At 31.7% G+C, this 15,281-nt stretch carries 15 protein-coding genes; 2 read left to right on the forward strand and 13 right to left on the reverse strand.

The genetic code is table 11. The features are described 5' to 3' along the window. Positions 1-920: 920 nt before the first annotated feature. The 11 genes from ABD816_RS12340 to bluB all read right to left on the reverse strand — a co-directional run bounded on the left by ABD816_RS12340 (position 921) and on the right by bluB (position 10,899). Positions 921-2,294: a glycoside hydrolase family 99 protein gene (locus ABD816_RS12340; RefSeq protein WP_344927758.1), complete on the reverse strand. Its 1,374-nt coding sequence runs from the start codon at positions 2,292-2,294 to the stop codon at positions 921-923. A gap of 690 nt (positions 2,295-2,984) precedes the next feature. Continuing rightward, positions 2,985-3,695 carry a LytR/AlgR family response regulator transcription factor gene (locus ABD816_RS12345; protein ID WP_344927760.1) on the reverse strand — a complete coding sequence of 237 codons (711 nt, stop codon included), beginning with the start codon at positions 3,693-3,695 and terminating at the stop codon, positions 2,985-2,987. Between the two features lie 13 nt (positions 3,696-3,708). After that, the gene (locus ABD816_RS12350) at positions 3,709-4,029 is read right to left on the reverse strand and encodes an Hpt domain-containing protein (protein ID WP_344927762.1); all 321 of its coding nucleotides are present in this window, start codon (positions 4,027-4,029) and stop codon (positions 3,709-3,711) included. A 3-nt stretch (positions 4,030-4,032) separates the two neighbouring features. Then, complete coding sequence (locus ABD816_RS12355) at positions 4,033-5,088, reverse strand: sensor histidine kinase (protein ID WP_344927763.1); 1,056 nt, start codon at positions 5,086-5,088, stop codon at positions 4,033-4,035. A gap of 2 nt (positions 5,089-5,090) precedes the next feature. Next, a complete protein-coding gene (locus ABD816_RS12360) occupies positions 5,091-6,224 on the reverse strand; it encodes an FIST signal transduction protein (protein WP_344927765.1) in 1,134 nt (377 codons plus the stop codon). Next, on the reverse strand, positions 6,221-7,444 hold the full coding sequence (locus tag ABD816_RS12365; protein WP_344927767.1) for a sensor histidine kinase: 1,224 nt from the start codon (positions 7,442-7,444) through the stop codon (positions 6,221-6,223). The genes ABD816_RS12360 and ABD816_RS12365 overlap by 4 nt, the downstream gene beginning before the upstream one ends. Next, on the reverse strand, positions 7,444-7,983 hold the full coding sequence (locus ABD816_RS12370; RefSeq protein ID WP_344927769.1) for a heme NO-binding domain-containing protein: 540 nt from the start codon (positions 7,981-7,983) through the stop codon (positions 7,444-7,446). Before ABD816_RS12370 ends, ABD816_RS12365 begins: the two co-directional genes overlap by 1 nt. A gap of 8 nt (positions 7,984-7,991) precedes the next feature. Further along, positions 7,992-8,408: a response regulator gene (locus tag ABD816_RS12375; RefSeq protein WP_344927771.1), complete on the reverse strand. Its 417-nt coding sequence runs from the start codon at positions 8,406-8,408 to the stop codon at positions 7,992-7,994. A gap of 279 nt (positions 8,409-8,687) precedes the next feature. Then, positions 8,688-9,503: an SDR family NAD(P)-dependent oxidoreductase gene (locus ABD816_RS12380; RefSeq protein ID WP_344927773.1), complete on the reverse strand. Its 816-nt coding sequence runs from the start codon at positions 9,501-9,503 to the stop codon at positions 8,688-8,690. A 121-nt stretch (positions 9,504-9,624) separates the two neighbouring features. Further along, positions 9,625-10,206 (reverse strand): hypothetical protein, encoded by a 582-nt coding sequence (locus tag ABD816_RS12385; protein WP_344927775.1) that lies wholly within the window; start codon positions 10,204-10,206, stop codon positions 9,625-9,627. Between the two features lie 36 nt (positions 10,207-10,242). Beyond that, positions 10,243-10,899, reverse strand: coding sequence for a 5,6-dimethylbenzimidazole synthase (bluB, locus tag ABD816_RS12390; RefSeq protein ID WP_344927777.1), 657 nt, complete (start codon positions 10,897-10,899; stop codon positions 10,243-10,245). A 267-nt stretch (positions 10,900-11,166) separates the two neighbouring features. Here bluB and ABD816_RS12395 point away from each other — a divergent pair, with 267 nt between their 5' ends. Beyond that, positions 11,167-11,667 (forward strand): rhodanese-like domain-containing protein, encoded by a 501-nt coding sequence (locus ABD816_RS12395; protein ID WP_344927779.1) that lies wholly within the window; start codon positions 11,167-11,169, stop codon positions 11,665-11,667. Positions 11,668-11,803: 136 nt separating this feature from the next. Here the strand turns inward: ABD816_RS12395 and ABD816_RS12400 are convergent, their stop codons facing one another. Beyond that, a complete protein-coding gene (locus tag ABD816_RS12400) occupies positions 11,804-12,961 on the reverse strand; it encodes an SIS domain-containing protein (protein ID WP_344927780.1) in 1,158 nt (385 codons plus the stop codon). 200 nt (positions 12,962-13,161) lie between these two features. On the opposite strand from ABD816_RS12400, the gene agaR reads away from it, so the two are divergent. Next, positions 13,162-13,947 (forward strand): transcriptional repressor AgaR, encoded by a 786-nt coding sequence (gene agaR / locus ABD816_RS12405; protein ID WP_344927782.1) that lies wholly within the window; start codon positions 13,162-13,164, stop codon positions 13,945-13,947. Positions 13,948-14,287: 340 nt separating this feature from the next. On the opposite strand, the gene ABD816_RS12410 is transcribed toward agaR, so the two are convergent. Beyond that, positions 14,288-15,166 (reverse strand): EamA family transporter, encoded by an 879-nt coding sequence (locus ABD816_RS12410; protein WP_344927784.1) that lies wholly within the window; start codon positions 15,164-15,166, stop codon positions 14,288-14,290. Between the last annotated feature and the right edge of the window lie 115 nt (positions 15,167-15,281).

Below are 15,281 nucleotides of genomic sequence, written 5' to 3' on the forward strand. Positions count from 1 at the left end.
GTAAAGATTTTTTTGAATCGTAGGTTCTTTAATGTTCTTGTATTGGATAGTTTCTGAGTGCTTATAGTAATTTTTTTTCATGTTATATTATTGATTATTAGATTCTTTATATTGTCTTTATTTCGATATTGTAAAGATACTCTAGAGAATTATCCCTTAATTATGGCAACCCGTAAACCAATTACGTTAATTCCAAAAAGTGTGTATTTCATCGATTTTATGTTACTTTTTCGTTAATTTTAACAAAAATTTAACTTAATTTATGTAGTAATAGGACTACATTTTTAACAATCTTAGTTCAATTGTAGAATTTTTGTTAGAGGAATTTTCCTCTATTCTGCATTTTTTTAAGGAGTGTGATCCTTTAGAAGTTTTAAAGACTTCTTTTTTAGTCTTTTAATGACTATTTAATTTTAAAATGTCAGATACCAGGTAGCATTCTTTTTTGGTTAAAAAAATGTAAAGCCACATGTCTATATTTGATCTTTTTTAGACAATCATAAAGTCATATAAAAAGATGTTTTATATAAATTGATAGGATGAAAACAAAAAAGAAGCTTATAAAAAGTGATGATTATACAGTTTTTCTGATCGTAAGTTACGTGTATCAGATTTTGTTACATAGTGGTAGTATTTAGAAAAATATTGATACCATTTTTGAGATAATCTTTAGGTTTTTGTATCCTGATAGAAGTATTTCTTATTCATTTACTTATAAATGATACTACCTGATGTAGATTATGTAAAGGATATCCATATAAATGTTTACAAGGAGTTGAAACATAAAAAAGTTTACCGTATGTAATAAAGAGGTGGTTAAGTGAACAGTTTGATAGTCAGTTTAACTTGTATGGGTTTATAATATATATCTAATAACAGATATTCGAAGATTTGTAATAAATGATAATCAACTAAAGGATTTAATAAAACCTCTTAATGGCTTGTAGTATTTTATGGACGCGTTTTAGGTTTAATTGTTTTATATATTGGTATGACTGATCCAGTAGTTGTTGTACTTCTGGATTTTGTTTGTATTTTTTTCTCATTTTGTACAGGTTCAAAGCTATCCGTAAGTCGTTTGTAGTATACGGAACCTGTGTATATTGTTGTAAAGTCTTTAAGTAGGTAAACCCAAATTCTTGTGTAGGTTCAATCATAGTACCTTCCCCAAAATCGTTCCAAGTAATAACTTGTATAAAATCTGAAAGCTCATGATGCGTATAATTAAGTGTCTCAATAAATGTCCTACCTTTATTACTATCAATACTCCAATTATTTATTCCATTAAACCAGCCCCCTTCGCTATAAAAGCTTTTGAATCCAGGATAAGATGATCCAACGATAATTTTTTTATCGTCATATAGTTGGTTGTAATAGTAATGCTCGTGTGCTATTAAATGATCTTTGTCTACCCATAAAAATTCCCCGGTAGCATTTGCTCCTACTTGCTCGCTGGAGTTCCATAAAGTTAGGAATTCAGGGCGATCTTGGGCGGGTAGAATATTAAAAATTTGATCCCAGGCAGACGGAGTTTTTATATAATTAGGACCAAAAACAAACAATAAATTTTTACCATTAAATTTCATATATTCCGGACTTGAAAAATAGGTAGAATTAATGTAAGCTAAATCATTTTGCGCATTTTCAATAATACCAGAGGACTCTGATACAGATTGGAAAGCGACACGATCTTCATACATAATTGAAAATTGAAGGCCTAAATCTTCCAGAGTTCCCATAAAAGTTTCTGTGGCATCTTTTATCAAACCATAATCGTGTAAATCTCGGGTGCCATACCAATTAAATATCACACCATCAATCCCAGAAAGTTTCATCATTAAAAAATGATATTCCTGAAGATCAGGGTCAGCAGAAGAGTAGGGGCCAATAAGAGGGTAGTAATAAGATGCGATTTGATGTTTCTCATTTTCATCTTGTATATCAGGGTTTTGAGTGTTCATGGTCCAATGTTGTCCCCAGAATCCATCATACTCCTTACTTTGAAACCAAGGCATATAGTGAACATACACTTTCTTAGGATTTTCTTTAACTATATCCATACCAGAAATATTCCTGTTCCTTTTTCCATTTCCTGATTTCAAAAAATCTAATTCTTCTTCTAAAACCTTTTTTAATACAGCGTCTGTATATGTAGTATCTATTAATGATTGAGTAACAATTTGTTGTTCATTTTGCAGCTGCTCAATTTCAACCAGATCTTCATCTTGTTCACAAGAACAAAGAATAATCATTACTGCTGATAGAAGTATAAAAGGGCGTAAAAATGTAAACATAGCTATGTGTTAAATTAAAAAATTATGTATCGAATCAGGAGTTTATTAATTACTATTATTTTTATATAATTAACGAGTACCCATTCTCATTATGATCTTTTACGATATTATCAAGAAATCAAAATCAATAAAGATGTAAGTCTTTTTTTGTGTTTTTAAGATACTATCAGAAATATATAATGAGAGTATCTTATTGGTTGTTTGTTGATTGCTGAACTCTTTTGAGGTTTTCCTGTCTTTCTGTAGTAAAGGTACTATAGCAAACTGTTACTTGACTATGCTAAGCCACAATGAAACTATGGTTTAACCGTAAACACTTATTTCAAAAGCTTAAAACAAAGATGAAAATATTTATTTAACACTAATTTAACTTTTTAATGTAGGTTTAAAGCTACAAACATAGAAATTAAATCTCTAGAATTATTGTATGGAGGTATCTTTTTTATAGTAACTTTAATCACTTTTTGTTTTTTGTAGTACAAGTTTTCTCAGAATATAGAGTGGATATATTGCAGAATGCAAAAGGAAAAAATTGATCTATATTAAAAACTAATTTTAATTAGATCCTGGATACGGTATGTTGAGTCATTCACGAGAGTCACTCTTGTTAATATCCAGCATATGATGAAGAATTTCAGAAAGTATTTGAGTAGATTTGTGCATCGTATGCTTTATTTTCAGGACTTTATATTATAATAAATTCAATCTTTTCATCAATTCCGGACGATTTGATCGGCTTACCGGAATAACATCCTTTGCGATCAATACACTATTGTCTTCAATGTCAATGATTTTTTGTGTATTTATTATAAAAGAACGATGCACTTTCAGGAAAATGTGTTTTGGTAGTTTTTCTTCTATTTTTTTTAAAGTAGAATGTACTGTGTAATTTTTCTTTTCTGTTTTTACATGTATGTAATCACCTTTAGCTTCTATCACGTAGATACTTAAGAAATCGATTTTTATCAATCGCCGGTCAATATTCACATATAGATTCTTTTCTTCTTTAGGTGGGGTATCAGTATTCTTATGATCTGTAGGAATAGGGTTGATAAAAGTTTGAGCTTTTTGTATAGCCTTAAGGAATCTAGGTAGTGTAATTGGTTTAACCAGATAATCAACAATACAATCATATTCAAAAGCTTCTAATGCAAAGTTTTTATCAGATGTAGTTAATATAATTTTGGATGGGTTTTTTAAAGTTTGTATAAAATCAAATCCTGTAAAATCGGGCATGTGAATATCCAGAAAAATAAGATCAACTTCTTGTTGATTTAAAAATTTTATAGCTTGAAGCGCATTTGGGAAATCTTCAATTACGTTTAATTCTTCTATGTGTAAACAAAGTTGTCGTATAATAGCTCTGGCAGTTTCTTCATCATCGATAATAATACAATTCATGCAGCAAATAATTTTATAATGTATCTAAAAAAGTTTCAATGGAATCTAAAATTACTATAAATTTTGGAAACAGAGAGGGATTATTCTCCTTTAATCCTTCCTCAAAATCTATGGCAGTCTGATATCCGATTTCAAAACCCAGCATTCCAATTTTATGTTTTAACTTGTGTACATTCTCTGCAGTTTTTAAAAATTGCTTATTATTGAAGTTATTGAGAAATTCTTTTTTTTCTTCTGGAAATTCACGTTGTATGATTCCAACTATTTTTTTTTCAAACTCAGGATCTCCTGCTGATAGTTGTTGTATATAATTCTTATTAGGCTGTTCTATCATAGGTTAACTATTTTTAAGAGTAAAATAAAAAGTAGTCCCTTTACCAAGTTCAGATTTTATCCAAATAGCGCCTTGGTAAGAATCGATAATTTTTTTAACAATAGATAATCCTATTCCTGTAGTTTCTTTGTTATCATCCAAGGTTTGAAAGATTTCAAATATCTTTTTGTGGTATTTTTTTTCTATTCCAGTTCCATTATCTGTAATAGAAAAAGTATGATAGTCATCTGCTGTTTCTGAGGCAATAGTAATTATTCCTGCCTTTTTTCCAATACTCGCTATGGCATTGGTTATTAAATTTTGAAATAATTGTTTTAATCTAAATTTGTCAATAGCTAAATATGGTAACGTATTGGTAATTGTAATATGAGTTGTTTCTGATTTTGGTTGCAGGGCTATTATTTCTTCTACTAATTCTTGAGTGTTTACATTAATGATGCTATCTGTTTTTTTGCCTATTACAGAATATGCTAATATGCCTTCGATAAGATTGTCCATTTTTTGAATATTCTTATCAATCAGATGCATATGACCTTTTGCTGCATCATTAAGCACGTCCGGGCAGTCTTCTTTGATCCAATTCATAAGTGTATCAATAGTTCTTAGTGGAGATTTAAGATCATGCGATACTACATGCGCGTATTCACTAAGCTCGTGATTACTTTTTTGTAAATCTTTGAAGATTTTTTCGCGTTGCTTTTCTATTTTTGAAATTTGTGTTGCTTGTTGTTCTATAAGATTAGCGAGTTCGATGCCTGTCAGTTCTTTTGTTTCTTTTACTTTCTTGTCTACTGGGATAGATACTGATCGTAAAATTTTTGTAGCATCTTTAAGACTTTCAATTACATTACGTTGTTGTTCTGCTTCTTTTTTTAATTGGATATTAGCATCAAATAATTCCTGAGAGCTTATAGACATAGCACGCTGTAACATACTAAATTGATCTTCATAATTTTCATATGACTTATGAATTGTATTCAGAAATGAGGTGAGCCGAGGATCACTTTGTAATTCTTTACTGAGCGTTTTTCTAATTTGTCTTGCAAGCAATGAGTTCATGATTATTCGCTAAATAAGGTTAGTGTCATTGTCTGATTATGTAACTCACACGTTTTATTTCCAGAAAAAGGAGCTAATTCTCCGTAAGAGTAAAATCCACTTATGGTAGATTGATTACCAATAATTTCTGAGACTTCTTCAATTTCTTCTTCTACCCGCTGATCCATTACAAGTTTTCTGCCAATACAACTAACAAGTAGTGCCAGTTCTGGCTTGCTTTTTCTATTTTTCATGCTGATTTCTGCCGCTCTAAGTGCTCCTTCAGCTATTTTATCAATATTAGCCATCATAAGTTGTACTACAGCTCCTTCTGGCACATCTCCAGCAAGTGTCATCGTATTTGTTTGCTCGTCTACGGATAGAATGGTACGTACAATAGATTCTTTTTTCTCTTTTTGTTTAACACTTAATGGATACAACAATGCAGATTGAGGCAATTGATTAGCTTTATCACCTAAATATTTTTTATAAAGATCTAAGGCTGGTTTATTGTCAAGTTCAAATAATACATTTCCCGAGGATTTTGTAATCATTCTTTCGGGTCCAAAAGGTGTCCAGCCACCAAATTGCCCATAACTTATTTCCAGAGTTTCTCCATAAAATCCAATAGCAAGAATTTCCCCTTCTTTAGGCGGTTCATTAAAACCAACAATTGTTTTTTCGAATCGGGCATCATCACCACACAAACCTCCTGTTAGCGCAGTCATGTTTTTTTCTTTTTCAAGCCCTTCAATTAAAGCTGAGCCATTCACAAAACTGCCTTCAGAAATAATAAATGTATGTTTTAATCCTTTTTGAGGGAGTTTTGAAGCTAATTTCACACCTAGTTTTGTTGCATCTTTTCCGTGATCAAATATACTTTCCCTTTCAATGATGTAGTTGCTTTTTTCAAACTCTATAGCAGTTAATGCTATAGAGTCATTTTGTACACTCTCACCAATGATTTCTCCCGCACTAGATCCTGATATAATATTGCCATCAGGAAACATAGCTCTCACCTCTTGATATATAGTTGGATCTTCTAGTAAAAAACGGTTCCCAAAAACAAGGACTAGTGGAGATTTAAGTGCTATCTGAGAAGTAGACAATAATGTCCACGATTGATCTTTTCTTTTTTCGAACTGTTGAAACTTCATATGCTTTGTTTTTTTAGGCTAAAGAAAACTGTAGTACCCTTTTTGAGTTCGCTTTCTAACCAAATTTCTCCTTCATATAGGTCCACAATTTTTCTTACAATAGAAAGGCCGATTCCGGTTGAATTTTTAGTATCTCCTAGTGACTGAAAAATTTTAAAGACTTTTTCGTGATACTCTTTTTCGATACCTATTCCATTATCCTTAATTGAGAATAAGTAATGAGATTTTTTGTCTTCAACATCTACTTCTATTATACCTTGATCTTTATCTATATACTCGACAGCGTTACTAATTAAGTTTTGGAATAGCTGTCTTATTTTTGTTTTATCTCCTGTGATTATGGGTAATGTTTTTTTAGTGTGAATTTTTATATGTGAGGGGATAAAAATAGTTTTTCGGATATCATCAATGGTAGTGTTGATATCTATTTGTTGTTCTTTTAATGCGTCTTTATTACCTGCACTGGAGTAGCTTAGGATACCATTAATCAATTGTTCCATTTTTTCTAATGTCTGCTCAATTAGTTTGATATTGTTTAATCCATCACCTTCTAATACTTCTGTATAATCATTTTTTAACCAGTTTACCAGTGCGTTAATACTTCTTAAAGGAGATTTTAGATCATGAGAAACAATGTGTGCAAAGTCTTTTAATTCTTGATTGCTTTTTGCTAATGTGTTTAGTAACTGTTGGCGATGTTTTTCACTTTCCAGTTTTTCGGTGATATCTCTAACAATGCCTTGCGCAGCGACGGGTTTTTGTTGATCATCCAGAATGAGACTGGCATTAATATGAACCGTTCTAATTCCTTTGTTTTTTGTATACACTCTTGCTTGGTAATCAGAAAAGGAACCATTATGAATTAATTGTTTAAAAGAATCCATTGCATATACATAATCTTCCTTGTAGATTAGAGTTACGATATTGATTTTTTCATTTTTAATATCATGGCCAAACAATTCGGTTGCTGCATTATTCATTTTAATTACCCATCCAGAAATATCCATAAGAACATAGGCATCCACTAGATTATCAAAAACCCCTTGTAGCTCAGTAGTGCTTTCTGTTAACCCTTCTTTTAACTGTCTATTTGCTTTTTGAAGTTCTTCTGTGAGCTGAAATAATTCTCTTGATTTATCTTCCAGTATCCCTTCAGCTTGTTTTCTTGAAGCTTTTTGTCTCTGTAATGCTCTTTGTAATATTTCTATTTCACTCTTCATTAATTTTTTGTGATGCTAAATTTTACCTCGGTGCCATCTTCTTTTATTTTTTCCAGAATAATAGTTGCGGAGCTCTTATAATGTTCAAAGGTTTTATTCATTAAACCTAATCCAAAATTATACATAGCTCTACTGGATTTGTAGATCATTACAAGTGTAGTTGATGTTTTGTCAATAACTTCAAAAGTAGGTAACTCTGCATCCGGATATATTTTTTGTACTTCGGTATGAATGTGATTTTCTATAGACGAAAGTAATTTTATAGGATCATCATACTTATCAATTAATCCAGGGTAGCTATCTGCCAACACTTTAAAAAAATGTTCTGCATAGGTAAGCAGGAGAGCATCAATACTAATTTTAGAATGATCACTTAGGTGTGTAAGTAAACTAAGCATTTCTGAAAAATCATAGGTTCCTACGGCTGTGTATGCCCCTCCTGATGGTAGTTCTGATTTTTCAATGATTTCATCTACAACTTCTAACCCAAATTTGTCTTCAACTAATTCTAAAAATTCAGTAAATACAATGCCTTTCATATAATTAGTTAATTTTTAAACAATTCATTATGACTCCAATAAGTTAATAAGCTATTAATTTTTGTAGTATAATCTTCATACTTAAGGGGCTTCATTATATAACCTGCGATTCCTGTTTTATAGCTTTCCATAATATCTTGATGATTACTTGATGTGCTAAGTATGACTGCAGGAATGAATTTTAAAACCTCATCTGCTTTTAAAACTTTAAGAAATTCTAAACCGTTCATTCTTGGCATATTTAAATCTAATAATATTACATCAGGTAGATTGTTTGTGTCTTTTAGCTTTTCTAAAGCCTCCTCTCCATTTTTTGCTTCTACCACTTTATGGCTTTGCTTATTTTGCTTTAGAACTCTTGAAAACTTCATTCTTTCAATTTCATCATCTTCAATTAGTAAAAAAGTTAAGTCCATTTTTTGCATGTATTAATATAAGTTAAAAAAGTTTTATATAGTATAAAAGTCGAATTTTTTAGGGGAAAAAAGAGGTTTTTTTCGTTAATGAGAGAATTTACTGTAGACGAATGGTAGTTTTGTATAGACGAGTAGTGTCACCCTATTTCTACTTAATTACTGGCATACTAAAATGAATGTTTTACTTCAGGATAAAACTTAGACATAGTTCAATATAAGTAATTGGACAGCTCTTTTTTTTTAATTACGTCTGGGTATTTTAAAGTTGGTGCAGATTAAAGATTTTCTTTATACGCCACTAAACGCGCTAAATCCGCCATCAATAGGAATCACTATTCCCGTGACAAATGAAGATGCCTCGGCACATAGATAATGAATAATTCCATTTAATTCATCTGTATTGCCAAAACGTTTCATAGGAGTGTTTTTTATAATAGTTTCTCCTCTGTCTGTATATGCACCGGTTTTTTTATCGATTAATAAATCCCGATTCTGATTGCCGATAAAAAAACCCGGAGCTATCGCATTAACACGCAGACCATCTCCAAATTTAGTTGCAAATTCTACTGCCAACCATTTGGTGTAATTATCTATAGCAGCTTTAGAAGCAGAATAGCCGACGACTCTGGTAATCGCACTTTGCGCTGTCATAGAAGAAATATTAATGATAACACCTTGCGCACGCTTAGCCATTTCTTTTCCAAATACGATTGATGGAGTAATGCTCCCGAACAAGTTAAGGTCTACTACCTTTTTAAAATGATCCATATTTACATCAAAAATATCCTGATGTTCTGCGATAGTTGCTCCCGGCATATTTCCACCTGCAGCATTGATCAATACATCAATTTTTTTATGTTTTTTGATAATGATGTCAGCTGTTTCCTGTAAACTTTTTTCTTCTAAAACATTACATACGTAGCCTTCTGCCTGATCATTGATCTTTCTGAGTGCAGTAAGAGCATTAGCTACTGTTTCTTTTCTATGTCCTAATATAATAGTTATGGCGCCGTTTTTTAGTAAATAAGAAGCCATAGCACTACCAAGAACACCACCACCACCAGTGATAAGAATTATTTTATTTTTAATATCGAATAAACTCATGTTTTAGTTTTTGTGAATAGAACAAAACTTCTCAGAATAAAAAGCTTAAGACGAATATAAACATTTGGATAGTATAAATATCGTTACTAACCTGAGTTTAATGTATAAAAGCGGATATGAATTATCGATATTGTAAAAAATGCTTATTAAAATTGAATACGATAGATATTTGATGATTTGCAACCTGCGGAAAAGGGTTGTTACGTGTAGAAAAATTATATCCATAAAAAATATTGACATCACCAAATATCCCAAAACCTAACTTTGGTGTGATGACAATATCATTCTTGTCAAAATCGGTTTGGTATTTTATTTCGAATCCAGTATTTAATAAAAATATAAATGTGTTTGCTTCGTATCCTATTTTTATACCGTAAATATCCTGATTGGGTACCCATTCTATAGCGGTATAAAAATCATTAGAAAAGAAGCCTACATCACTATAGTTACAGGTGTGTAATGCTAATCCAAACTCAGTATAAAAAGAATCTTGTAATCCAACACCAGCTCTAACCGAAATCTGTTTTTCTGTTCCAAATTGTGCATTTTTCTTTAAAAGAGGAGTTAAAGAGTCTTGTACTTGCCCAGGTGTAATCTGAGGTTTAAAATTTTGTGCCTGAGAAAAATAACTGCATAGGGCAAAAAATGCAATACATACCCATTCGATAATTTTTTTATCTATTGTATGTTGTAGGATATACATTTAAAAAATATTCACAGGTGATTTTAAACAATATGATTATTTATATTTTTCTTCTATAACCACCTCTTCTTGAAGTTTTTTTCGATCCCATTTTTTTAATTCTAATTCTGGTTGATTGTAAAACATATCAGTATAACCAAAACAAAGATATCCTATCAATTGGTTTTCTTTTGGTGCTTTAAGTACCTGTTTTACTTTTTCAGGATCCAGTATGCTTACCCATCCCATGCCTATATTTAGAGATCTTGCCATTAACCACATATTTTGTATGGCACAGACTACACTGTATTTTCCCATATTAGGCATACTGGTTTGTCCTAAAACGGGGCCTTCTTTTGGTTTGTAAAAAACAGCCATATTTATGGGAGATTCTAAAATTCCCTCTAATTTAAGTCGGATGTATTCCTGTTGTTTTTCATCTGCAAATTGAGATGCTGCACGTGCAGTTTCTTCAGAGAATGTTTGTTTTACAGCTTGTTTTGTTTTTTGATTTCTAATAATTACAAATTCCCAAGGCTGTGAAAACCCTACAGAAGGAGCAGCTAAGGCGGCCTCGATAATAGTGTCAATAGCCTCTTGGGAAATAGGAGTTTTTAAAAAACGATTTCCTCTAACATCGCGACGATGTGCAAGTATTTCTTCTAACAATTGTTTTTCTTCTGCACTAAAGTTGCGTTGTGATTGCTCGTCCATAGCCTCCTAAATCAAGTTTAACTTCTGTTCTCGTAAATGTAGTATTAACAATAACCAGAACAAAATTACTTTGCTCTGATTTATGACTCTAATACAAATAATTGATTATTTGATAGATAATGTCGTTATTGGTATTAGAAATCAATAAGTATCTCATTAAAAAACGACCATATTGTTTTTTTTAGTATTGCGATTGGTAGTTTTTTGTTTGTACTAAAATTAAGGACTATGCTATCTTTACTATCATAAAATAATAATAATTTAAAAATGAAAAAGCAATATTTTTTTTTACTTGCATTTACCATTACTTTATCTACGATTTTTTCTCAGGAAAAAGTTATGGATATCGCATTTGATACCATGCTGCGGGACTTATTGTCTCATACCGTGCAAGAGGTAGTGCCTGAAGATATAAAAGGAGAATATAATATTCTTTTTTTGGATGCCAGAGAAAAATCAGAATTCAAAATCAGTCATATAGAAAATGCCAAGTGGGTGGGGTTTACTAATTTTAATCTTGCCCAAGTAAAAGATGTGTCTAAAGATCAAAAGATCATTGTGTACTGTTCTGTAGGATACCGAAGTGAAAAAATTGCTGAGAAATTAGAGAGAGATGGGTTTACTGATGTATCTAATCTATATGGTGGAATCTTTGAATGGGTTCATCAGGGCAAAAATGTTTTTGATAAAAAAGGGGAAACAGAAAAAGTACATACTTTTAATAAAGAATGGTCCCAGTGGTTACAAAAAGGGGTTAAAGTATATTGACAAAAGAGTAGTTGTTAAGGCGCTACTTTTTGACCAGGTCTACTAATTATTATTTAGTTGTCGTGTCAAAGAAGTAGTATATCTTGCTCCTGTTGATATAATAAATATTAAAGTTAATTTACGAATTATCTAGTATTTAGTAAATAATTACACCTTTGACCACACGAGATATTGCACCACTTATAGAGGGAGTGTCTGGCTGTAAGTTCCTTTCTAAGGAATTAAAAAACCCAAGTAATTGTCCTAAAACAATATTACATACAGCAAGGTAAGCTTCATCAATTTTAAAATCTTCTTTAGTCTCTTTTAGTATAATAAGCTGATCAATAGTAATGTCTGTAATTGCATTTTCACTTAGTCCTATTTCATATAAAGGCTTACTTCCTTGATCCATCGCATTCACTAAATCTTTCTCATAGCGCAAGGCTTCTGCGTTATTCGAAAAATAATATACCATGAGCGTGTTTTGGTCAACAACTGCTTTTGGTCCATGTCTGAAACCCAAATAGGAGTCATTTTTACAGATCACTTGTCCGTCTGTTAATTCCTGCAATTTGAGATGTGATTCCATAGCAGTTCCATATTGAGGACCTGATCCAAGAAAAACTGCCCGGTTAAACGGAAGTTGCGCAGCCTTTTTGATGGAAGCTAAATGATCAGTTAATAGCGCAGTTCCATAGTTTTTAAGTTGAGCTATAGTCTGTTTTAAAGAGCCAATATTTTTTATATCATTTATAAGCAACGCAGATAATAACATCCCGGAATAACTTCCGGTCATAGCTAAACTTTTATCATCTGCCTCTGGAGGGAGGATAAAAACATAACTATTATTTTTTGGAGCCTGTTTTGCTAAACTGCCATCAGGATTGCATGTAATTATCAAATGATAACAATCCTGGATGTGTTTATTAGCTAATTCTATAGAAGCAACACTTTCTGGGCTATTGCCAGATCTGGCAAATGAAATTAATAATGTAGGTGTAGAAGGTTCAAAGTAATCTTGTGGATGAGAAACTAAATGTGTAGTTGCTACCGAAACAGTAGTAGTTTTGTTTTTTCTTTGAATATTCCCTTCTACTGAGTATGCGATGTAGGCACTTGTACCAGCACCTGTAAGAATGATTTTCTTAACTTTTTTAAATACGGTATCTAAAAAGAATTCAACTTCTTTTTGTTCAAAAATTAACTTTTCAAAGATAGCTTCCCATAGTTCAGGTTGACCTGCTATTTCCTTTGCAGTATGTATAGCACCATTTTCCTTTAGAGTAATTTCATCAATATTAAGATACTTCATGCTTTTGATTAGTTATTTATAATTTCGAATTACTTTCGAAACATTATATTACAAATCTACAAAACTTATTTAAACTTTCAAATATAATTATGTGGTTTAAAAATATTTAATTTTGTCTTCTTGTAATAGATCTTTGTGTTTTATAGTTGCGATGTTGTTATAAATCGTTAATTTAGTGGCTTAATTAGTTGTTCAAGGTTATGAGTAAAGAAAAAACCAAACGCCACACGGTAGAGCGTCGTAAAAAAATATTAAATATGCTTAATGAGAATGGGCAAGTATTTGTTCATGAATTAAGTGCTGAATTTGGTGTGAGCGAAGTGACTATAAGGAATGACCTTGATTTGTTTGAATCTAAAAAACTATTAATTCGTTCTCGTGGCGGAGCAATGAAATATGAGAATAGTGTAGGTATTGATTATCAAATATCTGATAAAGATAAAATTCACTATTCAGAAAAAATTAAAATAGGGAGTAAAGCTGCAAGTCTTGTTAATGAGGGAGAAACTATCATTATCGACTCTGGAACTACAACTATGGAGATTGCCAAGCATTTGGATGTAGATACATCAATTAATGTAATCACCAATGCATTTAATATTGTTAATCAACTGATTAATTTTCAGAATATCAATATTATAGTTCCTGGGGGAACTTTACGCAAAAATTCTCATTCTCTTGTAGGGCCATTGGCAGAAAAAAATCTTCGTAACTTTTATGTAGATAAAGTATTTATTGGTGTAGATGGATTTGATATGACTATTGGGGCATTCACTCCTAATATCGAAGAAGCATCTTTAAACCAAATAATGATTGATATCTCTAAGGAGGTTATCTTAGTTGCTGATTCCAGTAAGTTTAGCAGAAGAAGTCTTGCTTTTATTTGTCCGGTAGATAAAGTGGATGTAATTGTGACCGATGAGAATATTCTGAAAGAGGATTTGAAGAGATTAGAAGATCTTGGTATTAAGGTAATTATTGCATAAATAAACTTTCTTAAGATTCATACCTGCTACTAATGGCTTTTAAACTCCAAAAAAACAGGAGTAAATCCTTACTGTTTTCACTCATGCTTCGTATCAGTTAACCTCTGTCCTGTGATTACGGTAAGTAATCCATATTTTTAGATATGTAAGTAATAATTTGGACACTATGGTTTAGCGGGTATTTAAGCATTATTTTGATAAGATCCTTTCCTGCTATATAGAGGTAAAATTTTCATTCTTAATCTATAGGTGGTTATCGTATTTTTCTCAAAATCACATATTCATTTTTTAATGCTCATCATAGGTTTTTACAGATCCCGAAGAGAATAAAGGCTTTAGATTAATTCTCTTCAGGATCTATTGCTAATAGCACAGCTGCAATAACTGCTAGTATAATTCCTGCAATTTTGTATCCATTAGGGACAAAGCCAAGGATAATCATGGATATAATTGCAGTAATCAGGGGTGCGCCTGCATTTGTTAATGGCGATACCACCATTGCTTTGCCATATCTGAATGCAAAAACGAGGCATAATGCACCAATAGAATTTAATATCTGTATACCTGCTGCTAACCAAGGACCATCTGCACCATAGTTAATAGGCTTGTTAAAATCAGTCATAAACCAAGCAACGGGTATTAATAAAAGACCAGTAAGCATCATGTAAAAGAAAATGCTTTCTCCATTCATAGTGGCATTGGCCAGTTTCATAAAATAAGCCTGAAGACCCCAGGCGAGTAATATAAAAATTGCATAAATAAACCATAAATACCCATAATCAGTGTCGCTTTCTCCATTAGAATACTCGAATAAGGGTAATGCTACAATGGCCAATATGATACCTATGGTTCCTAAAATCCCTGTTCGTTCTTTTAAAAAAGTATAGGATAAAATAATTGTAACCATGGGTGATAATGATATAATAGGGAAAATAAGATAGGTAGGTCCTACGGTCACCGCATGGAATAAAATCATTTGCCCTCCCGCTCCAAGAAGTCCGATGATGCTTCCATACATAATCGCCTTTTTATCATATTCTAACTTCCAGTTGTTTAGTTTGAGAACTATTAAAGCCGGCGGAACCATGGTTATAGCCCAAACGCAATAAATTAATGTATCAGGAAAGCCGTTCTCAGCAGGAAATCCTGTAAAAGCTCCCCAAATCCCCCAGGATATCGTTGTAATTAATGCGTAAATCAACCATAATTTAGATTTCATAGAAAGCGGTATTATTTAATAAAAATTTATGAATTACTATAATTATTTGTAAATATAAGAAAGTTTTTGAAAGTTAAAAACTTTCGTTATGTTATGTTGTAAGATGTGATGGTGA

The sequence above is a fragment of the Aquimarina addita genome (assembly GCF_039539305.1).
In the GTDB taxonomy this organism is placed as follows: Bacteria; Bacteroidota; Bacteroidia; order Flavobacteriales; family Flavobacteriaceae; genus Aquimarina; species Aquimarina addita.